Source organism: Pseudomonas sp. JE3303, from assembly GCF_056312565.1.
Map to the genome: position 1 here is coordinate 1 of NZ_JBWGIF010000014.1, position 26,792 is coordinate 26,792.

The window sequence follows — 26,792 nt, forward strand, 5'->3', positions numbered from 1 at the left end:
TGGAAAGCGTAGGCGAGTACCGCTACGACAGCCTGGGACGGCGAGTAGCCAAACGGTCGGAGATCAACGGCAAGGTCGAGCAGAAGCGTTTCCTGTGGCAGGGCTTGCGGATGCTGCGGGAGGAGACTCCGGGGCAGAGCACCTTGTACGTCTACGAGCCGGGCAGCTATGCGCCGCTGGCGCGGATAGATCAGGCGGAGGGGGAGGCGCAGAGGCTTTACTACTTCCACACGGATCAGATCGGAACGCCGTTGGAGATGTCCGACAGCGAGGGTGAGATCGTTTGGCAGGCGACCTACCGGGCCTGGGGTGCGGTGGAAAGACTGACTGTCCATACGGTCGAGCAGAACCTCAGGTTCCAAGGGCAGTACTTCGATGATGAGACGGGGCTGCACTACAATACGTTTAGGTATTACGATCCGGAGGTGGGGCGGTTTGTAACGCAGGATCCGATTGGTTTGGGCGGAGGTACTAATTTTTATCAGTATGCGCCAAATACAAGCCAGTGGATTGATCCTTTTGGGATGGCGTTCAAGAGTGTAAACTTTGAAGGTTCTCCAGATCTGTTTCCGGTTTCAGGAAGTCAGAAAAATATTGTCACTATCGAGCTCCAGGGAAGCTGTAGGGAGTTATACATGGCACCATTTGGACGATTTTGATCCTGTAACCGGAAAGGCCTCGATGCAATTGATTACTAGGTCTGCGCATGAGGCATCTTTGCCACACACAGGGTCGGTAGCTCAATTTGAGAGGCACTTTGGATTGGCTTCCGGCGCCTACGGTACCGCCGATGCGATTGGGATTTCTCAGTCCAAAGGGTGGCTTAAAGGTCGTCACCCAAAGTCGAGTTCAATAACTTGTTGAGGAGTTCAAAAATGGATGTTTTTTTTCTTGAGGGATCCGCTGCCCCGGTAAAGCTAGAGGATATTAATCAGCTGGAGCTGGATGTTGAGTATAAGTTTCCATTATCTTTTACGGAGATTTATCTCGCCAATAATGGAGGCGCGCCAAGCAAGGGTTGGTGGGATAGCGAGGATGAGTATGAGCCAATCATGGTCGCGGATTTCAAATCTATTGCTGTCAGAGATTCCCAAGATAAAAATGAGACCAAGTATATAGGTGGCTGCTTCGGTGTAATGGTTTCAAAAAATGTGATCCCTTCAGGTATTGTCCCTTTTGCCTGCGATGAGGGTGGTAATTTCTTCTGCATAGACAAAAATACTGGGGGGGTAATATTTTATACAACGGATAACTTTCAGTCCGACTTGGAGATGGCTTTGAATCATATAAATTCTCAGAGAAGGCTAGCTTCTTCATTTGAGAGTTTTATAATTGGTTTGCAGTCTGATGAAGAAATGGAGATGGATTATTGAAGCCAAGCTACTCTGACAAAATACTCCACTAACGTTGCTAAAGCCAACGGCCAAGAGCCCTTTGCGTGGCTGTGCCACGCACTTGAACGCCTGCCGCGGATGTCCTCAGTTGAGGATTATGAAGCTCTTTTGCCGTGGAATTGCATGCCCCAGGTCCATCGCTGACGCACCGCTCTGCCTTTTACAAGGTGGGGTTTATGAAGCGCTTACGGACTAACGGGCCATTATCTTCATTTCAAAAACAGTGTGGTCTCACCGAGATCACGGCGCCGAATACGTCCGTATCAATCTGCACCATCGCTATGCCCTGGGCCGCTTGAGCGACGTCACTCGAGTGGTCGGCGACAGCGCCGTCGAAACCCTCGTGCGCTACCGCTACGACGACAACGGCCAGCTCAACGAGGTCATCAACCGCAACGGCGACTCGGTGCGTCACTTCAGCTACGCCGAAGGCGTCATGACCCGGCACAGCAATGCCCTTGGCCTGATCTGCGAGTACCGTTGGGAAACCCACCATGCCAAGCCACGGGTCGTGGAGCATTGGACCAGCGACGGTGAGCATTACCACTTCCGTTACGACTTCAACAACCGCACCAGTTGGGCAACCGACGTATTGGGCCGCGAGCTGGAAGTGCAGTACAACGCCGACCACCGCGTCATCGCCAGCCGTGACTTTGGCGGCGAGCGCTACGGCATCGAACTAGATACCGTCGGCAACATCATCGGCATCACCTTGCCCGACAATAATCACCTCGCACTCAAATACGATGACTTCGCCCGCCTGGTCGAAGAAACCGATCCCCTGAGCCGCACGATCAGCTACAAGCACCACTACGCGACGCCACTGGTTACCGAAACGCGTTTCCCGGATGGCAGCGTCTGGCAGGCCTGCTATGACGACAAAGGCAACCTGATCACCGAGATCGACCCGCTGGGCCACAAGACCGAGTGCCTCAACAGCGACGACGGCCTGCCGCACACGATCATCGATGCCACCTACAAGTCCAAATACCTGTGGTGGAATGCCTACGCCCGGGTCGAGCGCTTCCAGGACTGTTCGGGTAAAAGCACCTATTACCGCTACGACGATTGCCAGCACCTGGTGGCCGTGACCGATGCGCTGAACCAGACCACCTCGCTGGAGCGCAAGCCCGATGGCGAGGTGCTGCGCATCAACCACCCCGACGGCACCTCGGAAACGTTTACCTACAACACCCTCGGCCAGGTGCTGACGCACCCCGATGGCAAAGGCCAGACGACCCGTTTGCAGCGCACCTCCCGCGGGTTGCCGAGCAGCCGCCAGGATGCCAAGGGGCACTGGGTTCGTTACGAGTACGACAAGGCGTTGCGACTGACCGCCTTGGTCAATGAAAACGACGCGGCCTACCGCTTTGCCTACGACGCCTCCGCCCGTCTGTGCGAAGAGGTGCGTATTGATAACCTGACCCGACGTTTCGCCTACAACGCCGGCGGGCATCTGACCCGCCTCGATGAAATTGGCTACGGCGAGCGCGGCGAGCGGCCAGAGCGCCACACGCTGTTCGAGCGTGACGCCATCGGCCGGCTGATGGCCAAGCTCAACAGTGACACCAGGCAAGACTTCGAATACGACGACCTCGATCGCTTGCTCAGCATCCAGCGACGACCGACCGCCACCGGCAAGCAGGTCGGCGTCACCGAAGAAAAACTGGCGTACGCCTACGACCTGCTGGGCAGGCTGACCCAGGAAGTCACGGCCAGCGGCGCGCTGAACTACGAGTACGACCCCCTCAGCAACCTGACCACGCTGACCCTGCCGGACGGGCGCCAAGTCAACCACCTGTACTACGGCAGCGGCCATTTGCACCAGATCAACCTGGACGGGCAGGTGATCAGCGACATGGAGCGCGATGACCTGCACCGCGAGGTCTACCGCACACAAGGCAAGCTCACCAGCTGCTTCGGTTACGACGCGATGGGCCGCAAAGCGTGGCAGTTCGCCTCGACCTTGCCGGCGGAGAAGCTCTCGCAGGTACAGAACCCCGGCATCGAACCGGCTTTGCTGATGGAGCATGCGTACAACCCGATTCACCGTCGATATCAGTACGATCCCGCCGGTGAACTGGTGCGGACCCTGGACAAACTACGCGGCGAGATCAAGTACGAGTACGAAGCCAATGGCCAGTTGCGCAGCCGCGACACCGGCTCGCTGGTGGGCAGTGAGGAGTTTCGGTAAGACGCGGCGGCGAACCGGCTGGGCTTCAACACCAGCCAGTTCGACAAGGTGAAGGACAACCGGATCAGGAAGTGGCGGGATCAGGAATACCGCTATGACCCGTGGGGCAACTTGGTCGAGAAGCTCAGCGGACCGGTGAAGCAGCAGATCTTTACCTATGACTGCGAAAATCGACTGGTCAAGGCGCAGACGTTTGTCAGGGGCAAGCTGGAAAGCGTCGGCCAGTACCGTTACGACAGCCTGGGGCGGCGGGTCGCCAAGCAAGCCGAGATCAATGGCAGCGTCGAGCAGAAACGGTTCCTCTGGCAAGGGCTGAGGATGCTGCGCGAGGAGAGTCCGGGGCAGAGTATTTTGTACTTCTACGAGCCGGGCAGTTATGCGCCGCTGGCGCGGGTAGATCAGGCGGAGGGGGAGCAGCAGAGGCTTTACTACTTCCATACCGATCAGATCGGTACGCCGTTGGAGATGTCCGACAGCGAGGGTGAGATCGTTTGGCAGGCGACGTATCGAGCATGGGGGGCCATAGAGCAGCTCAGCGTTGATGAGGCCGAGCAGAACTTGCGGTTTCAGGGGCAGTATTTCGACAGTGAAACTGGTCTGCACTACAATACGTACCGGTACTATGATGGTGGTGCAGGGCGCTTCATTACGCAGGATCCCATCGGGTTGCGGGGCGGCATAAACATATATGGATATGCGATCAATCCTGTTGTATGGGTTGATCCTTGGGGTTTAACGTGCTCAAGCGACGCTAAAGCACTGAGAGTAAATATGGTTGCTGCCGGTAAAGTCGAGCCTAATTTTAAAAATTCGGCTCACCACATAGTCATGTCTAATTCAAAAGATGTGCGGATGGTGACGCTAAAGTCAAAAATGAAAGAGCTAAGTATAAATATAAATACCGCTGAGAATGGTATCTTCCTTCCTTCAACCAGTAAGGTAAAACTTCCACCAGGCAGCACCTTGCCAAATCATGCTAGCATTCATGCAAATGTATATAAGCAAAAAGTATATGACCGATTGATATCTTTAGATGATCGCAGTAGTTTCTTGAAGGAACTAAAACAAGTGAATTTTGAGATTGCTCGCGGAATATTCTGAATCCTGGGAGGTTTTATGGGTGTACTAGAAGAGCTTGAAAAAAAATTTAACACCATCAGTCAGAAAAGTGAAAAGTATTTATCTGAGTTTTTAAATGAAGCGCTACCCTTAGTGCTTGATCAAGTGATCAGTAAGGGAGCGCTGTACAATATCCGCCCATATGAAATTGAGCGCGCAGGTTTTAAAAAAGGAAGAAAGCTTAATAAGCTTCCTGCAAATATTAAAAATACGCATGTTTATCATTTAAATCATAATGGGGCGTTGGTGTTTTTTGAGGTTTATGGTCAGTCTGCTAATATAATAAGTAAGGAGTTTTGCTTTTACGGTGATCAGCGTCTTGAGCGCTTACACTTTACAAGTGCCGGAGATTTGCGAAATATATCTTTATCTCTTTTTGAGGGCGAGATGGTGGTGAAGGATTACAATTGGGGTGAATACGGGTGTAGTATTTCTGACTATATTTATTCTAGTGCTCGTCTTGCGAAAATAATGGTCCAGCAAAGAGAGTGGTCTGATGAATCGTTCTCTGATTTTGAGGTTTTATTTGAATATGTTGGTGACGATCTTAAGAATATCGTAAACGTATTTCCGAACGGGTATCAAGAGCAGCGCTATCCCTGACTTCGAAATTTTATCGTATGATTTTTACGGCCAGTTCAACGAAGTCATCAACCGCAAGCGCAACTCGGTGCGTCAGTTCAGCTACGCCGAAGGCGTCATGACCCTGGCTTAGGAGTGCTAATCGTCAATGGTGATTTCGCGTTGTTTGTTTTGAATAAATTTCTAATTGGAAATTACAATGACAAAAATAGAAGCTGTCTCTTCAGAATTAATGGATGAGATTAATGCCCTAGAAAAAAATGGTCGAGCGCTGCTTGGTATATGTGCAGATGCGGAGCCCCACGCCATTGTTGCTGCGATTACTGAATATATTCGTTTATCCAGAGATATCAGTGTAGAGCTGACGGAGGAGCAAACATATGCGTTAGGGGCTCTTCTGGGGTGCCAGTATGTCCAAGGCTTGAAATGGCACTGGGGTAGCGTCGTGTGGGATTATGATGAGGAAAGGGGCGCGATCGGCGTATTGAGCCCCGATAATTCGCTATTTACCAATCCGATTGGATGGATCACCGAGATCGTAGAGGCTCGTTCTGGAGTACCTTTTATGCTCAGCTATAATATGATTGCGGACGGTCAAACTCCCATATTCGACCCAGGGAGTGCGACTGGTCTTTACTGAGATCTTCGAAAATCTTCTAGCAATAGTGGCAGTAAGCAAATCGTTGTCAAACCGGATCTATAGGTAGGTGTTCGAAGGTAAGCAGCAACGCCGTCGCTGGAAACTTTTAAGGGTTGGTTGTCATTGATATAAGGATGATTTTCTGAGTGTGAGAGGGTTCGATATAAATCTGGGTCTCCTAAAAGCTTTCATTCAGATTTGTTTTATGTTTTGTAATTCGCAGTACTATTTTTGATCTTTAAAATTGTGCGACGTGAAGTGGCTGCCAACATTGTCTCAGTCACTTCATCCCTCAGTTATTAGACTCTGTCTTGAAAAAGGTGTCTCAGACAACGCATGGCACAAGCCAGCAAGACCACAGTGGCATAACCTTTTACAAGCTTATCGAAGCATGACCGAGTACCTCAATAGCGATGACGGCCTGCCGCACACCATCATAGATGCGACCCGCAAGTCCAAGTATCTGTGGTGGAATCCGCTGGCCCAGGTTGAACGCTTCCAGGACTGCTCCGGCAAGAGCACCCGCTACCGCCACGACGAGCGGCACGTGCAGCTATACTTTCAAAGTCTATACAAAAGCTGCGAATTCGAACGCAACTTACATAAAAGTACTTCGGCCACTACCTGCACTTCACCCGTGATACCCAAGGCACCCTGACCGACATCAGCGCCACCGGCGGCATCCGTGTGCACCTGCACTACGACCACCCGCTTGGCCGCCTGACCGACATCCGCCGCGTGGTAAACAACGAAGCAGTCGAGACCCTGACCCGCTACCGCTACGACGAAAACGGCCAGCTCAACGAAGTCATCAACCGCAATGGCGCCTCGATGCGCACGTTCGCCTACACCGACGGTGTGATGACCCAGCACAGCAACGCCCTGGGCCTGACCTGCAGATACCGCTGGGAAACCCTCAACGGCCAGCCACGGGTAGTTGAACACTCGACCAGCGACGGCGAGCGCTTCCAGTTCCGCTATGACTTCGAGGCCCGCACCAGCAGGGTGATCGATGTACTGGGGCGCGAGCTGGAGATCCACTACAACCCCGACCACCGCGTCATCGCCAGCCGCGACTACGGCGGCGAGCGCTACGCCATCGAGCTCGATGATACCGGCAACATGACCGGCCTCTGCCCGACGGCCACCAGCTGCGCTTCAAGTACGACGAATACGCCCGCCTGCTCGAGGAAACCGACCCGCTGGGCCGCACCATTCGTTACCAGTACCACCACCTGACCACGCTGGTGACCCAGGCCAGCTACCCCGACGGCAGCACCTGGCAGGCCCGCTACGACAGCAAGGGCAACCTGATCGCGGAGATTGACGCGCTCGGCCAGATGACCGAGTACCTCAACAGCGATGACGGCCTGCCGCACACCATCATCGACGCGACGCGCAAGTCCAAGTACCTGTGGTGGAATGCCTACGCCCAGGTCGAACGCTTCCAGGACTGCTCCGGCAAAAGCACCTGCTACCGCTACGACGAGCGCCAGCACCTGGTCGCCGTGACCGACGCGCTCAACCAGACCACCACCCTCGAGCGCAAGCCGGACGGCGAAGTGCTGCGCATCCATCATCCAGACGGCACGGCGGAGTCCTTCGGCTACAACGAGCTCGGGCAGGTGCTCACCCACACCGACGGCAAGGGCCAGGTCACCCGCCTGCTGCGCAACCAGCGCGGTTTGCCCAGCAGCCGGGAAGACGCCAAGGGCCAGCGGATCCGCTATGCCTATGACAAGGCGTTCCGGCTTACCGCACTGGTCAACGAAAACAACGCCACCTACGACTTCCGCTACGACGCTTCCGATCGCCTGATCGAGGAAAAGCGCATCGACAACCTGACCCGGCGCTTCAGCTACAACGCCGGCGGGCACCTGATCCGGCTGGACGAGATCGGCCATGGCGAGCAGGGCGAGCAGCCCCAGCGCAGCACGCTGTTCGAGCGCGACCCGATTGGCCGGCTGCTGGCCAAGCTGAACAACGATGCGCGCCAAGGCTATGCCTACGACGAGGCGGACCGGCTGCTGAGTATCCAGCGCCAGCCGACCGATACCGGCAAGCGACTGGGTATAACCGAAGAAAAACTGGAATTTGCCTACGACCTGCTGGGCAGGCTCACCCAGGAAACCACCCCGCAAGGCCCGCTGGCGTATGAATACGATCCACTGAGCAACCTGACCACGCTGACACTGCCCACCGGCCAGCACCTGAACCACCTGTACTACGGCAGCGGCCACCTGCACCAGGTCAACCTCGACGGCCAGGTGATCAGCGACATGGAGCGCGACGACCTGCACCGCGAGGTCTACCGCACCCAGGGCAAGCTGACCAGCTGCTTCGGGTATGACGCCCGCGGGCGCAAGGCCTGGCAATTCGCCTCAAGGTTGCCGGCCGAAAAGCTGTCGGGCATACAGAACCCCGGCATCAATATCTCGTTGCTGGTTGAGCATGCCTACAATCCGATTCATCGTCGTTATCAGTACGACCCGGCCGGCGAACTAAGCCGCACGCTGGACAAGCTGCGCGGTGAGACGAAATACCAATACGAAGCCAACGGCCAGCTGCACAGCCGCGAGACCGGGCGCCTGGAAGACAGCGAAGCCTTCCGCTACGACCCGGCGGCGAACCGGTTGAACTTCAATACCAGCCAGTTCGACAAGGTGAAGGACAACCGGATCAGGACATGGCGGGACCAGGAGTATCGGTATGACCCCTGGGGCAACCTGATCGAGAAACTCAGTGGGCCGTTCAAGCAGCAGACTTTCAGCTACGACTGCGAAAACCGGCTGATCAAGGCGCAGACATACATCAGTGGCAAGCTGGAAAGCGTGGGCGAGTACCGCTACGACAGCCTGGGGCGGCGGGTCGCCAAGCGAGCCGAAATCGATGGCCGCGTCGAGCAAAAGCACTTCCTCTGGCAAGGGCTGAGGATGCTGCGGGAAGAGACGCCGGCGCAGAGTATTTTGTACTTCTACGAGCCGGGCAGCTATGCGCCGTTGGCGCGGGTGGATCAGGCGGAGGGGGAGGCGCAGAAGCTTTACTACTTCCATACCGATCAGATCGGTACGCCGCTGGAGGTGACTGACAGCGAGGGTGAGATCGTTTGGCAGGCGACCTACCGGGCGTGGGGTGCGGTGGATAGTCTGGCTGTCAATGACGTCGAGCAGAACCTGCGGTTTCAGGGGCAGTACTTCGATGCTGAGACGGGGCTGCACTACAATACGTTTAGGTATTACGATCCGGAGGTGGGGCGGTTTGTTACGCAGGATCCGATTGGATTAGCTGGTGGGGTGAATCTATATCAGTATGGTCCAAACCCATACTCATGGTTTGACCCACTCGGATGGATGGGAGTTCGGACGCAAAATGTCTACCATTCATTCGATAGTTTTGAAGTCCCGTCCGATCTCAGGAATTCAAGCGACAGCGTGCAGTTCAATCGCGCAAATCAAAGTTTTATTAAAAATATGAACACAGACGCTGCTTTCCGCCGAGACATGCTGGGGAGGTATCCGGAGTTTGACTCATGGCTAAAAAAACCAGGCATGGGAAACAGTCCATCAGGGTTGACTTAGCATCATCACGAGGATATAGGTGTTTTGAAACTTGTAGATCGGTCTGACCATGGATCTAAGCACGGAATCTATCACCCTACCGGAAAAGGAGGCAGGGATATATGGGGTGGAGGGAAGCCAGGGCGTAAAGGAAAGCTTGATGGGAAAACTGGAAAACCATTAAAAGGCGGATGTTCATGAGCGAATGTAAGATTGATCAGCCTATCACTATGGCTGCACTGATCAGGGCTGTTCGATTGGGAGATATCCCAATCGATAATTTTTGCGTTTTTGCGAAAGAGGATGTAGATGAAATCACCTTGGGTCTTATATGTTATTTATCTGATTATCCTGAGATTGTAGATGATCAGGATGTATATAGTGAGTATGTAAGGGCAAACGGGTTGCAGCTTGTATACTACGGTCAGCAATTTCAAGATGTATTGAATAACATATATCGCCAAAACGAAGCGGCTACGATGGAAGACGCTGTGTTGGCGCTGAATTATTATATGGATAATGACGATTTTCTTGATATTTTATAGTCGTTGTATGGATGTTCTAGATGGCGCTGCATGATTTTTATGTTTGATGGCGCAGTCTTGCTGTGCCATGATTTCTTACCATGTGTATCCTCTGTCTTGTGGCAGAGGTTGTTTCCATTGGCTTGTTTAATTGGCTTTAGAGCGAAATTCATTCTGCGTTGAATTTTTATCTAGGCAAAGCCAAGAATTAATACTATTTATTTGGGTGATGGGCGGTTTCAGAGGCTGAGTGCAACACCCGACTACTGAGTTAAGGATGGACTCTCATGATGCCCATCATTGCCGTCATCATTTCTATAGGGCATTTGTAATCAAATCGCTGGCGTGGCCGGATGTTCAGCTCGTATGCAATTGCATCCAGTTGCTCCTGGCTATGGCCCGAAAGGTCCGTGCCTTTAGGCAGATATTGGCGTATCAGGCCGTTGATGTTCTCATTGCTACCGCGCTGCCACGGGCTATGCGGGTCGCAAAAATAGACTGCCACCCCAGTTCGCTGGGTGATTTCGGCATGGCGGGCCATCTCTTTACCTTGATCGTAGGTCAGCGTTTTGCGGGCCACTACTGGCATGCGGTTCAAGGCAGCACTGAAGCCTTCGACTGCCGAGGTTGCCGTCGCGTCGCTCATTTTCACAAGCATCAAGTAACCGGTGCTGCGTTCGACCAGGGTACCCACCGCAGAAGCATTGGCTTTTCCTTTGATAAGGTCACCCTCCCAATGGCCTGGCATTTGGCGGTCTTCCACCTCGGGAGGACGAACGTGAATGCTGACCAAGTCGGGTATTTGGCCTCGGCGATCAACCCCGCCAGAACGTGGGCGGCGGCTGGTTTTGCCTTGTAGCAGACAGATGATCAACTCCTTGCGAAGCTCGCCCACCGGCAGCGCATAGATGGCGTTGTAGATCGTCTCGCGACAGACGTATGCATCTTCAATATTCGGAAATTCCATGGCGTTAAGCTTGCCGGCAATTTGCTGGGGAGAAAAGCGTTTACGCAGCAGATAAACCACCAGGTCAAACAGCTGGCTTCCGGGCAGCAGCTTTCGCCTGGGGCGGCAAGCCACACGTCGGTGTCGCATGTGCTGATGAGCCTGACTCGCCGAGTAGCGGCCCGCCTCAGGGGCGTTGCGGCGAAGCTCTCGGCTGATGGTCGAGGGGCTACGACCAAGCAACCTGGCAATAGCCCTCTGGCTCATGCCTTGGAGTTGACCAAATTGAATCGTGATGCGTTCTTCGATGCTGAGTTCTTGATAGGACATAGGCACACCGTACCGGGTTGGTCAGGTGTTGCACTCAGTTTTTGCCGCCGCCCGGTCTTAGTTCGGTTGCGGATCAATGATTCACGGAACCGGTGGGAAACGGATAGCGTTTGTTGATCAGGCGACGTGGGTGTCACGAAGCGCACGGATAGGCGAGCGGCGTAGACTGCCTGGGCGTCGACTTAGAGGGCCTGACGAGCCTGCCGATCACGATTTAAGCCGCAGTCGCGATGAAATAGGGCGAGAAATGTTTATAAAACTTCAGACTTGTCCTCTATTTTGTAGGACTTTTCCGAATTATGGTGGTACCGCCTTTGAGTGCTTGCGATGGTGATATTGCCGGTCTAATCTCGGCCGGTCGTTGCTAATCGACGATCGGTTTTGACAGGCCGGGTTCATTCATAGGCCACGTGCGCTGCCCGTTATGGCGGCTGTGCGTGGGGCACTTCGGTGCGCCGGTTCGCCTATTGGCCGGTCTGTCAACCCGCGTACAGCTGCCACCTTTCTGTTTGACAGCAGATGTGTGTTAGCTCCCAACAATCAGTAGGAGCTCCACTATGTTGAAGATGGTTCCAGATCCTCCGTTCGAAGAAAATTCAACCCCCTCCATCGAAGCCCTGCTTCTCCAAACTTCAGAATACCTGGTCTGCGCCCTGACAGTCGCGCAGCAGACAGTGCTGCTCAATCCCAAGCCCGCCGGGCAGGTTATGACCTTGGCGGCGATGCATGAGATTGAGAATGCTCACAGTTTGGTTGAGCTGGCGTTGGCTCGGGTGCGGGTTACGCACTGAGTCACTCAGGCCGAGTTGAATGCTCCGCGGGACAAACCCGCACTTACATGGACAGGCGTGCGTCAGCATGCGATGGAGATTGGTATGAGCAGCAGAATGGATACGAAGAACTTGAAGACTTGCGGGATAGGAACCTTTGGTGAGGGGCTCGGGGGAAGGGTCGCCGATCGGTTGTTCAAGGTGACGCCAGGACAGGATGCGGGATATGCCTTGGAGCAAGCTGCAGCACTGTTGTCTTGTCTCTACAAGATGACGTTGGATGCAGCCGTCGAAGGTGACGTTGATAGGGCCTGGGAAACCCATTACCTCACTGGCATGGCCAAGGCGCTGGTCGAGGATGTGGCGCACGGGATGATTACAGGACCGGTGCGGTAGGCTGACAAAGCGGCCGGCAACCGGCGAGCAATGCTCGCCGGTTACCATTTAGGGCAATGGCAGCATTAAAGTCACCACTCGCTGCAAGCGACCCCGATGCTAAACCCTCGGAGCCCCGAAGCTCCAGGTCAGATATGCAACGCATGCCCCAACGCCCGCAGCGCCGCTTCCTGCACCGCTTCACCCAGCGTCGGATGCGCATGAATGGTGCCTGCCACGTCCTCAAGGCAAGCCCCCATCTCCAGCGATTGCCCAAAGGCAGCGGCCAGCTCTGACACGCCAACCCCGACCGCCTGCCACCCAAGGATCAGGTGGTTGTCCCGCCGCGCCACGACTCGCACGAAGCCGCTCTTCGACTCCAGCGTCATCGCCCGGCCGTTGGCCGCAAACGGGAACTGGCTGACGATGCAGTCCAGCCCGATCGCCTGCACCTGCTCGGGTGTCTTGCCGACTACCACGACCTCGGGGTCGGTGAAGCATACGGCAGCAATCGCCGTGGGCTCGAACCGCCGCGCCTTGCCGGCGATGAGCTCAGCGACCATCTCGCCCTGCGCCATGGCGCGGTGGGCGAGCATGGGCTCGCCGGCCAGGTCGCCGATGGCCCAGACGTTGCGCATGCTGGTCTGGCAGCGCTCGTCGATGGCGATGGCGGCACCGTTCATCTTCAGGGACAGGCTCTCGAGGTTGAAGCCTTGGGTGCGCGGGCGGCGGCCGACGGCCACCAGCACGCGGTCGGTCTCCAGGCGTACCTGCTCGCCGTCACTGTTACGGGCCAGCAGGCACTGCGCCTCAGGCTCGAAGCCTTCGACGCTGTGGCCCAGGTACAACTGGATGCCGAGCTTCTTGATCGACTCGGCCACGGGCTGCGTCAATTCGCTGTCATAGGTCGGCAGAATGCGCTCGCGAGCTTCGACCACGCTGACCGCGACGCCCAGCTTGCGATAGGCAATGCCAAGCTCGAGGCCGATGTACCCGCCCCCGACCACGACCAGGTGCCTGGGCAGACTGTCCGGTGCCAGCGCTTCAGTGGAGGATATGACGGGTCCGCCCACCGGCAGCATCGGCAATTCGACGCTGCTGGAGCCCGTCGCCAGCAGCAGATGCTCGCACTGGATCCGCTGTCCGTCGACCTCGACGCTCTTGCCGTCGACGATCTTCGCCCAGCCATGGATGACCTGCACGCCGTGCTTTTTCAGCAGGGCTGCCACGCCGCTGGTCAGCCGGTCAACGATGCCGTCCTTCCAGGCGATGCTCTGGCCGATATCCAGGCGAGGGGACGAGACGCTGATGCCGAGACTCGACGCGTGGCTCATCTGGTGGAACTGCTCGGCCACATGGATCAGCGCCTTGGACGGAATGCAGCCCACGTTCAGGCAGGTGCCGCCCAGCGTCTGGCCTTCGACCAGCACGGTGGGAATCCCCAGTTGCCCGGCACGAATGGCGGCCACGTAGCCGCCAGGGCCGCCGCCAACGATCAGCAGCGTGGTATTCAAGGTCGGTTGCATGATCACTCCACAAACAGGCAGGCGGGTTGTTCCAGCAGGCCGCGCACGGCCTGGATGAAGCGGGCGGCGTCCATGCCGTCGACCACCCGGTGATCGAACGAGCTGGACAGGTTCATCATCTTGCGCACGACGATCTGGCCGTCGATCACCATGGGCCGCTCGACCATGCGGTTGACGCCGACGATCGCGACTTCCGGCGTGTTGACCACGGGTGTGCTGGCAATGCCGCCGAGCGCGCCGAGGCTGGTGAGGGTGATGGTCGAGCCCGACAGTTCCTCGCGGCTGGCCTTGTTGCTGCGCGCGGCGTGGGCCAGGCGGGTGATCTCGCCCGCGTTGCTCCACAGGGTGCCGGCCTCGGCATGGCGCAGCACGGGCACCATCAGGCCGTTGTCGCCTTGGGTGGCGATACCGACGTGCACGGCGCCGTGGCGGGTTATGACCTGGGCTTCGTCGTCGTAGGTGGCGTTGATCTGTGGGAAATCGCGCAGGGCGACGACCATGGCGCGCACCAGGAACGGCAGCAGGGTGAGTTTGCCGCGGCTCTCACCCCACTGTTTGTTGAGGTGCTGGCGCAGTTCCTCGAGGGCGGTGACGTCGATTTCCTCGACGTAGCTGAAGTGCGCCACGCGGCGCTTGGCGTCCTGCATGCGCTGGGCGATCTTGCGGCGCAGGCCGATCACCGGGATCTGCTCGCTGTCGCTGCGGCGGGCGTAGCCGGCCGGTGCCGAGGCGCTGGAACGCTGGGGCTGGCTGATGAAGGCATCGAGGTCTTCATGCAGGATGCGTCCGGCGGGACCGCTGCCATGCACATAACGCAGCTCGATGCCGGCATCCAGCGCGCGCTTGCGCACGGCGGGAGAGGCCAAGGGACGTTCGCTGGCCTCGCGCGGGACGATATCCGGCGCGGCGTAGGTGCTGGACGGTGCGGTCACGACGGGTGCCGGGGCAGGTGCCGCCGCAGCCGCCGGGGAAGGGGCCGGAGCTGGTGCAGCCTCGACCGGCCTGGCCTCGGCCGTTTCCCGCTGGTTGCCGCTGCCTTCGACTTCGATGCGGATCAGCTCGCTGCCGACCGCCATGACTTCACCCGGCTGGCCGCCCAGGGCCAGGACCTTGCCGCTGACCGGCGACGGAATCTCGACCGTGGCCTTGTCGGTCATGACGTCGGCCACCACCTGGTCTTCGCTGACGATGTCGCCGACCTTGACGAACCACTCCACCAGTTCGACCTGCGCGATGCCTTCGCCGATGTCCGGCATCTTGATGACGTGCGTGCCCATTCAGACCTCCATGACCCGTTTCAATGCCGCGCCCACCCGCGATGGACCTGGGAAGTAGGCCCATTCCTGCGCGTGGGGGTAGGGCGTGTCCCAACCGGTGACCCGCTCGATCGGGGCCTCGAGGTGGTGGAAGCAGTGCTCCTGCACCAGCGCTACCAGCTCGGCGCCGAAACCGCAGGTGCGCGTGGCCTCGTGGACCACCACGCAGCGGCCGGTCTTTTTCACCGACTCGACGATCGTTTCAAGGTCCAGCGGCCAGAGGCTGCGCAGGTCGATCACCTCGGCGTCGACGCCGGTTTCCTCTGCGGCGACCTGGGCGACGTAGACGGTGGTGCCATAGGTCAGCACCGTCACGTCATTGCCCGGGCGGGTAATGGCGGCTTTGTCCAGCGGCACGGTGTAGTAGCCATCCGGCACGGCGCTGGCCGGGTGCTTCGACCACGGCGTCACCGGACGGTCGTGGTGGCCGTCGAAGGGGCCGTTGTACAGGCGCTTGGGCTCGAGGAAGATCACCGGGTCGTCGTTTTCGATCGAGGCGATCAGCAGGCCCTTGGCGTCGTAGGGGTTGGACGGCATCACGGTGCGCAGGCCGCAGACCTGGGTGAACATGGCCTCCGGGCTCTGGCTGTGGGTCTGGCCGCCATAGATGCCGCCGCCGCAGGGCATGCGCAGGGTCAGGGGCGAAATGAACTCGCCGGCCGAGCGATAGCGCAGGCGTGCCATCTCGGAGACGATCTGGTCGGAGGCAGGGTAGAAGTAGTCGGCGAACTGGATCTCCACCACCGGGCGCAGGCCATAGGCGCCCATGCCGACGGCAGTGCCGACGATGCCGCTTTCGGAGATCGGCGCGTCGAACACGCGCGACTTGCCGTACTTGGCCTGCAGGCCTTCGGTGCAGCGGAACACGCCGCCGAAGTAGCCCACGTCCTGGCCGTACACCACGACATTGTCATCGCGTTCGAGCATCACATCCATGGCCGAGCGCAAGGCCTGGATCATGGTCATGGTGGTGGTGGTCATGGCGGTGTCCAGGTCGATGCTGCTGTTGTGGTCGTTCATCTCACACCCCCAGTTCCTGGCGCTGGCGCCTCAGGTGGTCGGGCATGTCCTTGTACACGTCCTCGAACATCGAGGCGGCGCTTGGCGCATGGCCATGGCCGAGGGTGCCGTACTGCTCGGCTTCGCGCAGGGCGGCGATGATCTCGGCTTCGAGCTCGGCGGTGACGGCCTGGTGCTCTTCCTCGCTCCACAGGCCCTGGGCCAGCAGGTACTGCTTGAGGCGGGCGATCGGGTCGCCCAGCGGGAAGTGGCTCCAGTCATCGGCAGGACGGTACTTGGACGGGTCGTCCGACGTGGAGTGCGGCCCCGCCCGGTAGGTGACCCATTCGATCAGGCTCGGGCCGAGGCCACGGCGGGCGCGTTCGGCTGCCCAGCGCGAGGCGGCGTAGACGGCGATGAAGTCGTTGCCGTCGACCCGCAGCGAGGCAATGCCGCAGCCAACGCCGCGGCCGGCGAAGGTCGTGGCCTCGCCACCCGCGATAGCCTGGAAGGTGGAGATCGCCCACTGATTGTTGACCACGTTGAGGATCACCGGGGCGCGGTACACGTGGGCGAAGGTGAGGGCGGTGTGGAAGTCGGACTCGGCAGTGGCGCCGTCGCCGATCCAGGCCGAGGCGATCTTGGTATCGCCCTTGATCGCCGAGGCCATGGCCCAGCCGACCGCCTGCACGAACTGGGTCGCCAGGTTACCGCTGATGGTGAAGAAACCGGCCTCGCGCACCGAGTACATGATCGGCAGCTGGCGGCCCTTGAGCGGGTCACGCTCGTTCGACAGCAGTTGGCAGATCATGTCCACCAGCGACACGTCGCGGGCCATGAGAATGCTCTGCTGGCGGTAGGTCGGGAAGCACATGTCGGTGCGGTTGAGCGCCAATGCCTGGGCGCTGCCGATGGCTTCCTCGCCCAGGCTCTGCATATAGAAGGACATCTTTTTCTGGCGCTGGGCCACGACCATGCGGCTGTCGAACAGCCGGGTCTTGAGCATGGCGCGCATGCCCGCACGCAGGACATCGGCCTCGACGCCCTCGGCCCAGGGGCCCAAGGCATTGCCCTGTTCGTCCAGCACGCGGATCAGGCTGTTGGAGAGGTCGGCGGTGTCGGCGGCATCCACGTCGACAGGGGGCTTGCGTACCTGGCCGGCATCATTCAGGCGCAGGTAGGAGAAATCGGTCTGGCAGCCTGGCCGGCCGGTAGGCTCGGGCACATGCAAACGCAGGGGGGCGTACTCGTTCATGCTTTTTACGCTCGCTCGGTATTTGTTTTTGTGAGCTTTGAAGCGGTCGCTGCTGACACCGGCTTGTGACCGAAGGGTCAGCGTTGATTACATCTTAGTGGGCCGCTGGAAGAATTTTTCTCTCAACTTCGTTGCCTTTGGCGAAGCCAGGAGATAAACATTCCGGATAAACACAAGAATCAGGTGAATCTGTCTCATGCGTAAACTGGATCGCACGGATATCGGCATTCTCAACAGCCTTCAGGAGAACGCCCGCATCACCAACGCCGAGCTTGCCCGCTCGGTCAATCTCTCGCCCACGCCCTGTTTCAACCGGGTCAAGGCCATGGAAGAGCTCGGCGTCATCCGCCAGCAGGTGACCTTGCTGTCCCCCGAAGCACTTGGCCTGGACGTGAATGTGTTCATTCATGTCAGTCTCGAGAAGCAGGTCGAGCAGTCGCTGCACCGCTTTGAAGAAGAGATCGCCGAGCGCCCCGAGGTGATGGAGTGCTACCTGATGACCGGCGACCCCGACTACCTGCTGCGCGTGCTGCTGCCCAGCATCCAGGCGCTGGAGCGCTTCCTGGACTACCTCACGCGCCTTCCCGGGGTGGCGAACATCCGCTCGAGCTTTGCGCTCAAGCAAGTGCGCTACAAGACGGCATTGCCGTTGCCGGTGAACGGGATGACGTTGCGGGGGTAGTTCTCCGCGACCACATCTGCCCACGGTCAGCCTTGTCGTTTCGGCGCCTGGAGCGACTGGCCTGCTTATTGCTTTATCGCTGCGTGCCTGGATGAGTGTCGATTTACTGACACCGCCGCATGGCGTGGTGACCGGCCTGTACGGCCGGTGGATAGGATGGGCAACCACTCGATAGAGTACGCACTGGGAAGCTTGCGCGAATGGAAAAACTGATCACGGTGACCAGCCCGCTGCTGCCTCCACTGGAAGAATTTCTTCCGTATCTGGAGCAGATCTGGCAGAGCAAGCGCCTGACCAACAACGGGCCTTTCCATGAAGAGCTGGAAGAGTCGTTGGCGCGTTTTCTTGGCGTGCCCTACCTGTCGCTGTTCAACAACGGCACGACCGCGTTGATCACCGCATTGCAAGCGCTGGGCATCCAGGAGGAAGTGATCACCACGCCCTATACCTTCGTGGCGACGCCGCATGCCCTGGTCTGGAATCGCCTGACCCCGGTATTTGTCGATATCGACCCGCGCACCTTCAACATCGATCCGGCGAAGATCGAAGCGGCGATCACTCCGCGCACCACGGCGATCATGCCGGTGCATTGCTACGGCTGCCCTTGTGATGTCGAGGCCATCCAGGCCATCGCCGACAAGCATGGCCTGCGCGTGCTGTATGACGCTGCCCATGCGTTCGGCGTCAATGATTCAGGCGGCAGCATTCTGCGTCATGGCGATCTGAGCGTGCTCAGCCTGCACGCCACCAAGGTTTTCAACACCTTCGAAGGCGGCGCGATCATCAGCCCGACGCTTGCGGTGAAACAGCACATAGACCAACTGCGCAACTTCGGTTTTGTCGACGAGACCACCGTCATGACAGTCGGCATCAACGGCAAGATGAGCGAGATCAACGCTGCCTTCGGCCTGGTCCAGTTGAACCATGTCGAGCAGGCCCTGCAGCGCCGCCGGGAAATCGATTGCCAGTACCGCGACCAGCTCATGGGTATCGAGGGGATCCAGTGCTTGCCCAGCGCTGAAGACTACTCGGCCAACTATGCGTACTTCCCGATTCTGGTCGACGAGCGCTATGGGATAACCCGTGATGCGCTCTACGAATGCTTGAAAGCACAAAACATCTTCGCCCGGCGGTATTTCTATCCGTTGGTCACGGAAATGGCGGTGTACAAGAACGCCGTCCGTACATTCCCCACGCCGGCCGCCCATCGGGCGGCGGCGCGGGTCATCTGCCTGCCGATCTATCCGGATCTGCAGCAAGACGATATCGAGCGCGTGGTCCGGGTCATCCGGACCGCCGCGCTTTCCCCAGCAGTGCCTGATCAGTAATTACAGCGAGAGCGTGACATGACCCACGAACAATTCATCGAGAACTTCCTGACCGCGACCGATTTTCAGGAGCCGGTAGACGTCACCCTGGACACTGCCCTGCGCGACCTTCCCGAGTGGGATTCGCTGGCAGCCCTGGGCGTGATCGTGATGTTCGACATGGAGTACAAGAAAACCATCACGGGTGATCACCTTGAAAAAGCGGTCACCGTTGGTGACCTCTACGCGCTGGCGGGGTAAGCGGAATGGGCGTTTCCACCTTGAAGAACGTTCGATTTGCCGGGATGGCATCGTGCGTACCCAAGCGTATCGTCTCAAACCTGGTGGACTGCAAGCCGCAGATACGCCCAGAGCGTGAGCGCCTGGTACGCAACATCGGCATCGAATTCCGTCGTCTGTCGCAAACCTGGCAGTGCTTCTCCGACCTTGCCTTCGAAGCCACGGAAAAGCTGCTCGACACCTTGCAGTGGCAGCGCGATGAGATCGATGCGCTCATCGTTGTGACGCAGTCGCCGGATTATCTCGCGCCGGCCACTGCGATCATCCTACAGGACCGCCTGGGCCTGCCCACCACGACCATCGCCTTCGATGTGAACCTGGGCTGCTCGGCGTACCCGTTCGGCTTGCACCTGCTGGGTTCGATGATCGCCTCGGGGGCGGTGAAGAAAGGCTTGCTGCTGGTCGGTGACAAGGCCGGTACGCTGGACGATCCGTTGTTTTCCGACGCAGGCACCGCCACTGCGCTGGAATTCAGCAGCGAAGCACCGCCGATGTATTTCGACCTCAACAGCGACGGCAGCGGCCACAAGGCAATCATGCTGCCTGTGGGCGGCAGCCGCGAGCCGGTCGGCCCGCAGCACCTGATTCCATTCCGCAACAGCGAGCACGACCACTGGCGTCGGGCCGTGGACCTGGTTCTCGACGGACCGGCGGTGCTCAGCTTTTCGACCCAGCGCGTGCCGCCCGCCGTGCACCAGTTGCTCGACTACGCGCAGGCGCCGATCGATGGGGTGGACTACTTCATCTTCCATCAGGCCAACCGCATGATCAACGAAACCATCCGCAAGAAGCTCGGGTTGCCGGTTGAAAAGGTCCCGTCCACATTGCGCGATTTCGGCAACACCAGCGGCGCTTCGTTGCCCGTGACCATGACTGCACGCATTCGTGAACAACTCGATGGCCACAGCAACCGGGTTGTGCTCTGCGGCTTTGGCATCGGCTTGTCGTGGGGTACCTGCCTGGTCGATATCAGCGGGGCCAGGTTCCCCGAACTGATCGAGGCATGACAGCCATGGATACCGTATTGAGTGCTTTCGGCCTGCACGAGCGAACCATCCTCGTGACCGGCGCCTCGTCGGGCATCGGCCGGCAGATCGCCTTGAGCTGCGCCGGGGCTGGCGCGACCTTGGTGGTCACCGGGCGCAGCAGTGAGCGTTTGCAGGCACTGCTCGACGAGCTGGGCGGCGCGCCGCACCGGATGCTGGTCGCCGACCTGAACGACGAAGCGCAGGTTGATGCGTTGAGCAAGGAGGTCGGCAGGATCGACGGCCTGGTGCACAGCGCCGGCATATCGGCCCTGTCGCCATTGCGCATGGCCAGCCGCGAGCATATTGAGAGCCAGCTGGCGACGAACGTGATTGCGCCGATGCTGTTGACGCGCTATCTGCTCGCTCGCCAGGCAGTACGCAATGGCGGATCGATCGTGTTCATTTCCTCGATCTCCGCTCACATCGGCGTGCGTGGCGTGGGAGCCTACTCTGCGAGCAAAGCCGCTGTCGAAGGGCTCGCCCGCAGCTTGTCGATAGAGCTTGCGCCTCGCAAGATACGGGTCAATTGCCTGGCGCCCGGCTTTGTCCAGACGCCCATGCTCGACGCAGCGCTGGCCACCACGGGGAACCTGGATGCCACCGTGGCCCGATACCCACTGGGCATCGGCCAGCCAGAGGATGTGGCCAATGCCGCGATCTTCTTCCTGTCCCAGGCAAGTCGCTGGATCACCGGCAGGGCGCTGGTGCTCGACGGCGGCCATACGGTGGAATGACCATGCGCAAGAACTTGATCATTGTGGGGGCCGGGGGCCTGGGCAGGGTGGTGTACAACGTCCTGGTCAACGACCCGGCATTCTGCGAGCGCTACACCTTCGCCGGTTTTCTCGACACGCGGCCAGATCTCACCTTGCCGGAGGATATCCCGGTGCCGGTGCTGGGCAGTCCGGTCGACCATGTCGTGCAGGCGGACCAGGTGTTCATCCCCGCGGTTGGCGATCCCGGCTGGCGCGAGCGCTTGCTCGCACCCCTGCTGGAGCAGGGTGCGGAGCTTGTCAGCTATTGCGAAACCGCCTTCATCGGTGCTCGCACACGCGTCGGTGCAGGTTCGTTCCTGACGCCGGGTGCGGTGGTATCGGTCGACAGCGTCATCGGTCGCTGTGTCTACATCGACACCTACGTGGTGCTGGGGCATGACGTGACCATCGGCGATCACGCCATGCTGGGTGCCGGGGTATTCCTGGCCGGTGGTGTGACCGTCGGGCACGGGGTCAGCATCCATCCGCGCGCCACCATTGCCAAGGATGTCCGCATCGGTGACGGCGCAACCGTTGGCATCGGTTCGGTTGTCGTGAAGGACGTGCCTGCGGGCGTCACCGTGTTCGGTAACCCGGCACGGGCCATATTTTCCAAATGAGGATTCAGCGTGAACCGTGATCAGGCCTTGAGCCAGTTTGAAGCAGATATCTCCGTATTGGCCGAGACCGCATTCGATGACAGCCATGTGGACGTCATCAAGCAGGCCACACGCGTCTACTTGCTGGGCCCTACCTCGTTCCTGGGTGCCAGCTTTGCCGCGACCTTCGCCGCCAGGCTGACCGAGATGGGCATCGAGACCTTCTGCGTGGATGACGGTCTCGCCAGCCGCGGTGAGTCGTTCGCTCAGTCACCGGTGCTCAGCACCGAAGGCTTCGTTGCCGATGCACGCGCTCATCTGGGCGGCGTTTCGGTGAACCTTGGCAACTCGGTATTTGCCGCGGGCTTTTTCTCGCAGGCGTCGCAACGCGCTGGCGTGCAAGAGCTGGACATCATCCCGGTGCTCGACTACTTCGGGTTGCCAGTGATCTACCAGACAGCCGCGCATATGCGCACTGCGACGCTGGAACGCCTGGACGAATACTGCGCATTGGCCCGGCGCTTCAACGATCCCCTGAGCATCCAGACCCTCGCAGCCTTGCTCAAGCTGCGCTTCACGCTTGACCGCAAGGCTGTTCTGCCGGTGCTGTGCAGCCTCGAGAACGAGTACTTCGCGCCCTATGCGGCTGGCGATGTGGATACTTTCAAGCTGGGCAGCGATGAAGTGCTGGTCGACGTGGGCGCCCACGTAGGCACTACGATCGGCAAGTTCCTGACCGCCACCCGCTGGCAGTACAAGGCCATTCATGCCTTCGAGCCGGACATCCAGAATCACTCGGCGCTCAAGCGCGGTTATTTCGCCAGCCTCGACAATTTCCATGCCTACAACATGGCGCTGTCCGATGCTCCCTCGACCCTGAAGTTCGCCCAGACCGGCACCATGGGGAGCCGGATCGACCTGGAGGGCAACGTCGAGATCCAGGCGATGCCGCTGGATGATGTCGTCGACTACGCGACATTCATCAAGATGGACGTCGAAGGTCATGAGACCTGCGTGCTGCGCGGTGCTCGCAAGCTGATTTCGACCCATCGGCCGAGGCTTGCCGTGACGGGGTATCACTATGCGGATGACCTGCTGGACATCGTCAGGCTGCTCGATGATATCGAGCCGTCCTACGAGCTCCGCCTTCGCCATCACTCGTACTACTACTACGACAGCATCCTGTATGCCGAGGCTCGCCCATGATCAAGCCGGTCTTGTCCCCGGCCTGTTACACCGAGCAGGACTGGTTCGATCGCGAACAGAAGGCGATCTTCGGACAGTTGTGGCTGCTGGCAGGATTGACCCAGCAGCTTGCGGCCGAAGACAGCTTCATCACCCGGAATTTCAGCGGCACGCCAGTGCTGGTGCAGAACATCAAGGGCGAGCTGCGCGCGTTCCGCAACGCCTGCGCGCACCGGGGCATGCCGTTGCAGACGGCCGACCACGGTGTCCGCAAGATGGTCTGCCCCTACCATGGGTGGGGCTATCGCGAAGACGGCGCGGTGCGCGGGATCCCGAATGCCGGGATCTACAACATGTGCAAGGAGCAGAAGGACGGTGCCAGGCTGCAGCGCTATGCCCTGGAGGTCGTCGGCAACTTCGTGTTCGTGAATCTGTCCGAACATCCCCTGCCCATCACCGAGCAGTTCTCAAGCGAAGTATTGAATGTATTGACGAGCAGCTCGGCGTACTTTGCGCCACAGGTGTCGTATGCCCGGTTCGTCAATCATTACAACTGGAAGCTGAACTACGAGAACATTCTCGACTGGAACCATGCCCAGTTTGTTCACCCGCAGACACTGGCACCCCTGCTGCAATTTGCCAGTGATGGGACGTTCGAGGCGCCTGCCGAAGTTGTCTCGTTGCTATTTGCTCAGGGTCGCGAAGGGGAGGGCGCCGAGGCCGTTGACAAGAATACATTCAGCGTCGAGGCCGCTGCGGCAATCCACGCGTCCAAGGTGCAGTTGAAGGACATTTCGTTCTTCGGGCGTTCCTCGATGCCCTATGCGCCCCGGTGGTTCTCTCCTTTGCTGGAATCGCCTTGCGACATGGGAGCGTTCTTTGCCTGCAATCTGTTCCCTAACGTGAACTTCGGGTCTATCCACGGCGAGCATTTCTATGTTCAGCAGTATGTACCCACAGGACCGGACAGCATTGAATACCATTCCTGGGTGTTCACCTCCCGGCTCAAACCCGACACGCCGTCTCAACCCCATCTGTTGTGGGGTATTCATCACGCCGAAAAGCGCGTGATCGACGAAGACACCGTTTTGCTGACCGAACTGCAAAAAGCCCTCAAGAGTGCCTCCACGGTCGGCATCATGGGAGACCATGAGGCACCGCTGGCAGCGGTGGGCGAGTGGTACATGCAACGTCTGCTCGAAGAGGACGAACGATGAAATCCTTGCTGGTCCTGGGACCTGACAGTTCACTGCGTGGCATCCACGCAACCGCCCAGCAGGCCTGGCCACAGCGGCGCGTCGAGATGCTGGCGGTACCGTCAACCGATTACTACCACTTCGACCTGTCTGGCCTTGCCGATTTCGACCCGCGGCAATGGCAAGTCTGCGTGGCGGTCAACGAGTTCTACATCAACGACGTGCGGCGTGCCCTGCAGGAAAAGATCGTGGCCTTGGGCTATGAGCCGGCATCTGTGATATCCCCTCGTGCGGATATCGACCCCAGCGCCGTACTGGGCGACAACGTGATCGTTGCCAGCGGCTGCGTGATCGGTGCGAACGTGACGCTGGGCGCTTATACCGTACTGAGGCCCAACGTGGTGCTCAGCGAAGATGTGGTACTGGGCCGCTTCGTGACGCTGGAGGCCAACGTAGCCATTCGAGAGGGCGCCAGCGTGGGGGACTTCACCACAATATGCGCCAACTCGAGCCTGGCGCGGATGACGAGGGTAGGGGCCCACTGTTACTTGAACCTGCAGCGCCACTACAGCGGCAGTATCGCGGACATGACCTTCTACTCGCCGATGTTCGAATCGCCTGTGCGCGTATTGCCAGGCGCCTGACCCCGCCATGACTTCGCAAGCCGGTGAGCGGCGGGCGCAACTGCAATGCCCTTGATCTTTCAAACACCTCCAGCCTATGTTTAGCCATCGCCGTTCACGGCATGCGAAAACAATAAGGACAGTGTCATGACGACCAATGGCCAGCATTCATTCGCCGAGCGATTGAAGGGCATTGATGAAATCGAGTGCGTCACGCCAGACCTCAACGGCGTGCCGCGCGGCAAGGTGATGACCGCCGAGGGCTTTCTTGAAGGCCGCCGCCTGCAACTGGCGCGGGGTGTGCTGCTGCAATGCATCATGGGCGGCTACCCGCCGGCACGGTTCTATGGCAGCGATGATGGCGACCTGGCGCTTGTCGCCGACCCGCAGCAGACGTTCCGCCTGCCCTGGAGCGATGAACCCCGCGCGCTGGCTATCTGCGATGCCAATGAATTGACGGGCGAGCGCTCGGGCCTGTCCACGCGCGGGCTGCTCAAGTCAGTGATTGCACGCTATGCGGCGCGGGGCCTGGCGCCTGTCGTGGCGACGGAGCTCGAGTTCTTCGTCTTTGCGCCAAACGCCGACCCTTCGCTGGCCTTCCAGCCGCCGGTGGGCAAGGACGGCCGGCGTGAAATGGGCCACTCGGCGTTCAGCGTCAGCTCCAACAATGGCCTGCGTCCGTTTTTCAGCGAGGTCTATCGCTGCATGGCCGAGCTGGGCCTGCCACGCGATACCTTCATGCACGAGATGGGCGTCAGTCAGTTCGAGATCAACCTGCTGCACGGTGATCCGCTGTTGCTGGCCGACCAGACCTTCCTGTTCAAGCACCTGCTCAAGGAAGTGGCGCTCAAGCATGGCCTCACCGTGGTGTGCATGGCCAAGCCGCTGGCGGGCACGCCGGGCAGCTCGATGCACATCCACCAGAGCCTGGTGGAGATCGGCAGTGGCCGCAATGTCTTCAGCGACAGCGACGGCTTGCCGACAGACACTTTCCATCACTTCATCGGCGGGCTGCAGGCCTGCATGGCCGACTTCACCGCGCTTTTCGCGCCGAACGTCAATTCGTACCAGCGCCTGTGCCATCCCTACGCGTCGCCCAACAATGCCTGCTGGTCCGAGGACAACCGCGCCGCCGGGCTGCGCATCCCAGCCAGTGCTCCAGTGGCGCGCCGGGTCGAGAACCGCTTGCCGGGCGCCGACGCCAACCCTTACCTGGCGATCGCCGCGAGCCTGGCGGCCGGATTGCACGGCATCGAGCAACGACTGCAGCCCAGCGCGGCCATCCAGGGCGAATTCGTGGTGCCCGATCACTTGAGCTTGCCGTGCACCCTGCATGCGGCGCTGGAGCGCCTGAAACGCAGCGCGCTGGCACGGGAACTGTTCGGCGGCGAGTTCATCGAAGGCTATGTCGCGACCAAGACGCTGGAGCTGACCGACTTCTTCAATGAGATCACTCCGTGGGAGCGGCGCGTGCTGGCGGCCCAGGCCTGAGCCGGATTTTGCCGGCGAAGACACAAACCGGTCCGGGCGCGACCCTAAGCGGTTTTTTTTGAGCGCGGGGCCTGCGCCGTCGAGCGTTTGCCCTTATGC

The 26,792-nt window shown here is 59.1% G+C and carries 24 protein-coding genes and 4 pseudogenes; 22 read left to right on the forward strand and 6 right to left on the reverse strand.

Annotated elements, in window-relative coordinates; translation table 11 throughout:
* From AC0ZZU_RS19430 to AC0ZZU_RS19475, 10 genes and pseudogenes are all read left to right on the forward strand, one after another.
* A partial coding sequence (locus AC0ZZU_RS19430) for an RHS repeat domain-containing protein (protein ID WP_476342842.1) occupies positions 1–659 on the forward strand: 659 nt, incomplete at its 5' end.
* A complete protein-coding gene (locus AC0ZZU_RS19435) occupies positions 646–864 on the forward strand; it encodes an HNH endonuclease (RefSeq protein ID WP_476342844.1) in 219 nt (72 codons plus the stop codon). The genes AC0ZZU_RS19430 and AC0ZZU_RS19435, both read left to right, overlap by 14 nt.
* 11 nt (positions 865–875) lie before the next feature.
* Positions 876–1,373, forward strand: a complete 498-nt coding sequence (locus tag AC0ZZU_RS19440) for an SMI1/KNR4 family protein (protein ID WP_476342846.1) — start codon at positions 876–878, stop codon at positions 1,371–1,373.
* A gap of 36 nt (positions 1,374–1,409) precedes the next feature.
* Positions 1,410–1,538, forward strand: a pseudogene (locus AC0ZZU_RS19445) (transposase domain-containing protein); the annotation flags it as partial.
* A 115-nt stretch (positions 1,539–1,653) separates the two neighbouring features.
* A pseudogene (locus AC0ZZU_RS19450) lies at positions 1,654–4,689 on the forward strand (RHS repeat-associated core domain-containing protein); the annotation flags it as partial.
* Between the two features lie 15 nt (positions 4,690–4,704).
* On the forward strand, positions 4,705–5,310 hold the full coding sequence (locus AC0ZZU_RS19455; RefSeq protein ID WP_476342847.1) for a hypothetical protein: 606 nt from the start codon (positions 4,705–4,707) through the stop codon (positions 5,308–5,310).
* A gap of 178 nt (positions 5,311–5,488) precedes the next feature.
* Positions 5,489–5,929, forward strand: coding sequence for a hypothetical protein (locus AC0ZZU_RS19460; RefSeq protein WP_476342849.1), 441 nt, complete (start codon positions 5,489–5,491; stop codon positions 5,927–5,929).
* A gap of 391 nt (positions 5,930–6,320) precedes the next feature.
* Positions 6,321–6,587, forward strand: a complete 267-nt coding sequence (locus tag AC0ZZU_RS19465; RefSeq protein WP_476343108.1) for a hypothetical protein — start codon at positions 6,321–6,323, stop codon at positions 6,585–6,587.
* A pseudogene (locus tag AC0ZZU_RS19470) lies at positions 6,545–9,276 on the forward strand (RHS repeat-associated core domain-containing protein); the annotation flags it as partial. The gene AC0ZZU_RS19465 and the pseudogene AC0ZZU_RS19470, both read left to right, overlap by 43 nt.
* Positions 9,277–9,683: 407 nt before the next feature.
* Positions 9,684–10,031, forward strand: a complete 348-nt coding sequence (locus AC0ZZU_RS19475) for a DUF7716 domain-containing protein (RefSeq protein WP_476342850.1) — start codon at positions 9,684–9,686, stop codon at positions 10,029–10,031.
* A 250-nt stretch (positions 10,032–10,281) separates the two neighbouring features.
* On the opposite strand, the gene AC0ZZU_RS19480 is transcribed toward AC0ZZU_RS19475, so the two are convergent.
* Both AC0ZZU_RS19480 and AC0ZZU_RS19485 read right to left on the reverse strand, forming a co-directional pair.
* Positions 10,282–11,286: an IS30 family transposase gene (locus AC0ZZU_RS19480; RefSeq protein WP_476342852.1), complete on the reverse strand. Its 1,005-nt coding sequence runs from the start codon at positions 11,284–11,286 to the stop codon at positions 10,282–10,284.
* 53 nt (positions 11,287–11,339) lie between these two features.
* Positions 11,340–11,468: pseudogene (locus tag AC0ZZU_RS19485) on the reverse strand (IS110 family transposase); the annotation flags it as partial.
* Between the two features lie 375 nt (positions 11,469–11,843).
* On the opposite strand from AC0ZZU_RS19485, the gene AC0ZZU_RS19490 reads away from it, so the two are divergent.
* Positions 11,844–12,077 carry a hypothetical protein gene (locus tag AC0ZZU_RS19490; RefSeq protein ID WP_476342854.1) on the forward strand — a complete coding sequence of 78 codons (234 nt, stop codon included), beginning with the start codon at positions 11,844–11,846 and terminating at the stop codon, positions 12,075–12,077.
* Positions 12,078–12,161: 84 nt separating this feature from the next.
* Entirely contained in the window at positions 12,162–12,452 is a 291-nt protein-coding gene (locus AC0ZZU_RS19495; RefSeq protein ID WP_476342856.1) for a DUF3077 domain-containing protein, read from the forward strand.
* A 128-nt stretch (positions 12,453–12,580) separates the two neighbouring features.
* On the opposite strand, the gene lpdA is transcribed toward AC0ZZU_RS19495, so the two are convergent.
* The 4 genes from lpdA to AC0ZZU_RS19515 are packed head-to-tail and all read right to left on the reverse strand — an operon-like array spanning position 12,581 to position 17,527.
* A complete protein-coding gene (gene lpdA, locus AC0ZZU_RS19500; RefSeq protein WP_476342858.1) occupies positions 12,581–13,957 on the reverse strand; it encodes a dihydrolipoyl dehydrogenase in 1,377 nt (458 codons plus the stop codon).
* Between the two features lie 2 nt (positions 13,958–13,959).
* On the reverse strand, positions 13,960–15,234 hold the full coding sequence (locus tag AC0ZZU_RS19505) for a dihydrolipoamide acetyltransferase family protein (RefSeq protein ID WP_476342859.1): 1,275 nt from the start codon (positions 15,232–15,234) through the stop codon (positions 13,960–13,962).
* Positions 15,235–16,293, reverse strand: coding sequence for an alpha-ketoacid dehydrogenase subunit beta (locus AC0ZZU_RS19510; protein WP_158460272.1), 1,059 nt, complete (start codon positions 16,291–16,293; stop codon positions 15,235–15,237).
* 1 nt (position 16,294) lies between these two features.
* Positions 16,295–17,527: a thiamine pyrophosphate-dependent enzyme gene (locus AC0ZZU_RS19515; protein ID WP_476342860.1), complete on the reverse strand. Its 1,233-nt coding sequence runs from the start codon at positions 17,525–17,527 to the stop codon at positions 16,295–16,297.
* A 196-nt stretch (positions 17,528–17,723) separates the two neighbouring features.
* Here AC0ZZU_RS19515 and bkdR point away from each other — a divergent pair, with 196 nt between their 5' ends.
* From bkdR to AC0ZZU_RS19565, 10 genes are all read left to right on the forward strand, one after another.
* Positions 17,724–18,209: a Bkd operon transcriptional regulator BkdR gene (gene bkdR / locus AC0ZZU_RS19520; protein WP_476342862.1), complete on the forward strand. Its 486-nt coding sequence runs from the start codon at positions 17,724–17,726 to the stop codon at positions 18,207–18,209.
* A gap of 200 nt (positions 18,210–18,409) precedes the next feature.
* Positions 18,410–19,537 carry a DegT/DnrJ/EryC1/StrS family aminotransferase gene (locus tag AC0ZZU_RS19525; RefSeq protein WP_476342863.1) on the forward strand — a complete coding sequence of 376 codons (1,128 nt, stop codon included), beginning with the start codon at positions 18,410–18,412 and terminating at the stop codon, positions 19,535–19,537.
* A gap of 18 nt (positions 19,538–19,555) precedes the next feature.
* The gene (locus AC0ZZU_RS19530) at positions 19,556–19,777 is read left to right on the forward strand and encodes an acyl carrier protein (protein WP_476342865.1); all 222 of its coding nucleotides are present in this window, start codon (positions 19,556–19,558) and stop codon (positions 19,775–19,777) included.
* Positions 19,778–19,782: 5 nt separating this feature from the next.
* Positions 19,783–20,823 (forward strand): ketoacyl-ACP synthase III, encoded by a 1,041-nt coding sequence (locus AC0ZZU_RS19535; RefSeq protein ID WP_476342866.1) that lies wholly within the window; start codon positions 19,783–19,785, stop codon positions 20,821–20,823.
* Positions 20,824–20,828: 5 nt separating this feature from the next.
* Entirely contained in the window at positions 20,829–21,578 is a 750-nt protein-coding gene (locus AC0ZZU_RS19540) for an SDR family NAD(P)-dependent oxidoreductase (protein WP_476342868.1), read from the forward strand.
* Positions 21,579–21,580: 2 nt separating this feature from the next.
* Positions 21,581–22,219: an acetyltransferase gene (locus AC0ZZU_RS19545; protein ID WP_476342870.1), complete on the forward strand. Its 639-nt coding sequence runs from the start codon at positions 21,581–21,583 to the stop codon at positions 22,217–22,219.
* Between the two features lie 9 nt (positions 22,220–22,228).
* Positions 22,229–23,404: an FkbM family methyltransferase gene (locus tag AC0ZZU_RS19550; protein ID WP_476342872.1), complete on the forward strand. Its 1,176-nt coding sequence runs from the start codon at positions 22,229–22,231 to the stop codon at positions 23,402–23,404.
* Positions 23,401–24,600, forward strand: coding sequence for an aromatic ring-hydroxylating oxygenase subunit alpha (locus AC0ZZU_RS19555; protein ID WP_476342874.1), 1,200 nt, complete (start codon positions 23,401–23,403; stop codon positions 24,598–24,600). Before AC0ZZU_RS19550 ends, AC0ZZU_RS19555 begins: the two co-directional genes overlap by 4 nt.
* The gene (locus AC0ZZU_RS19560) at positions 24,597–25,223 is read left to right on the forward strand and encodes an LbetaH domain-containing protein (RefSeq protein WP_476342875.1); all 627 of its coding nucleotides are present in this window, start codon (positions 24,597–24,599) and stop codon (positions 25,221–25,223) included. The genes AC0ZZU_RS19555 and AC0ZZU_RS19560 overlap by 4 nt, the downstream gene beginning before the upstream one ends.
* Positions 25,224–25,451: 228 nt before the next feature.
* Entirely contained in the window at positions 25,452–26,693 is a 1,242-nt protein-coding gene (locus tag AC0ZZU_RS19565; RefSeq protein WP_476343097.1) for a glutamine synthetase family protein, read from the forward strand.
* Positions 26,694–26,792: the final 99 nt, after the last annotated feature.

Excerpts from the sequence above, each read along its gene's own strand:
- AC0ZZU_RS19440 (WP_476342846.1), top strand. The coding sequence starts at position 876 with ATGGATGTTTTTTTTCTTGAGGGATCCGCTGCCCCGGTAAAGCTAGAG.
- AC0ZZU_RS19455 (WP_476342847.1), top strand. The coding sequence starts at position 4,705 with ATGGGTGTACTAGAAGAGCTTGAAAAAAAATTTAACACCATCAGTCAG.
- AC0ZZU_RS19460 (WP_476342849.1), top strand. The coding sequence starts at position 5,489 with ATGACAAAAATAGAAGCTGTCTCTTCAGAATTAATGGATGAGATTAAT.
- AC0ZZU_RS19465 (WP_476343108.1), top strand. The coding sequence starts at position 6,321 with ATGACCGAGTACCTCAATAGCGATGACGGCCTGCCGCACACCATCATA.
- AC0ZZU_RS19475 (WP_476342850.1), top strand. The coding sequence starts at position 9,684 with ATGAGCGAATGTAAGATTGATCAGCCTATCACTATGGCTGCACTGATC.
- AC0ZZU_RS19480 (WP_476342852.1), bottom strand. The coding sequence starts at position 11,286 with ATGTCCTATCAAGAACTCAGCATCGAAGAACGCATCACGATTCAATTT.
- AC0ZZU_RS19490 (WP_476342854.1), top strand. The coding sequence starts at position 11,844 with ATGTTGAAGATGGTTCCAGATCCTCCGTTCGAAGAAAATTCAACCCCC.
- AC0ZZU_RS19495 (WP_476342856.1), top strand. The coding sequence starts at position 12,162 with ATGAGCAGCAGAATGGATACGAAGAACTTGAAGACTTGCGGGATAGGA.
- lpdA (WP_476342858.1), bottom strand. The coding sequence starts at position 13,957 with ATGCAACCGACCTTGAATACCACGCTGCTGATCGTTGGCGGCGGCCCT.
- AC0ZZU_RS19505 (WP_476342859.1), bottom strand. The coding sequence starts at position 15,234 with ATGGGCACGCACGTCATCAAGATGCCGGACATCGGCGAAGGCATCGCG.
- AC0ZZU_RS19510 (WP_158460272.1), bottom strand. The coding sequence starts at position 16,293 with ATGAACGACCACAACAGCAGCATCGACCTGGACACCGCCATGACCACC.
- AC0ZZU_RS19515 (WP_476342860.1), bottom strand. The coding sequence starts at position 17,527 with ATGAACGAGTACGCCCCCCTGCGTTTGCATGTGCCCGAGCCTACCGGC.
- bkdR (WP_476342862.1), top strand. The coding sequence starts at position 17,724 with ATGCGTAAACTGGATCGCACGGATATCGGCATTCTCAACAGCCTTCAG.
- AC0ZZU_RS19525 (WP_476342863.1), top strand. The coding sequence starts at position 18,410 with ATGGAAAAACTGATCACGGTGACCAGCCCGCTGCTGCCTCCACTGGAA.
- AC0ZZU_RS19530 (WP_476342865.1), top strand. The coding sequence starts at position 19,556 with ATGACCCACGAACAATTCATCGAGAACTTCCTGACCGCGACCGATTTT.
- AC0ZZU_RS19535 (WP_476342866.1), top strand. The coding sequence starts at position 19,783 with ATGGGCGTTTCCACCTTGAAGAACGTTCGATTTGCCGGGATGGCATCG.
- AC0ZZU_RS19540 (WP_476342868.1), top strand. The coding sequence starts at position 20,829 with ATGGATACCGTATTGAGTGCTTTCGGCCTGCACGAGCGAACCATCCTC.
- AC0ZZU_RS19545 (WP_476342870.1), top strand. The coding sequence starts at position 21,581 with ATGCGCAAGAACTTGATCATTGTGGGGGCCGGGGGCCTGGGCAGGGTG.
- AC0ZZU_RS19555 (WP_476342874.1), top strand. The coding sequence starts at position 23,401 with ATGATCAAGCCGGTCTTGTCCCCGGCCTGTTACACCGAGCAGGACTGG.
- AC0ZZU_RS19560 (WP_476342875.1), top strand. The coding sequence starts at position 24,597 with ATGAAATCCTTGCTGGTCCTGGGACCTGACAGTTCACTGCGTGGCATC.
- AC0ZZU_RS19565 (WP_476343097.1), top strand. The coding sequence starts at position 25,452 with ATGACCGCCGAGGGCTTTCTTGAAGGCCGCCGCCTGCAACTGGCGCGG.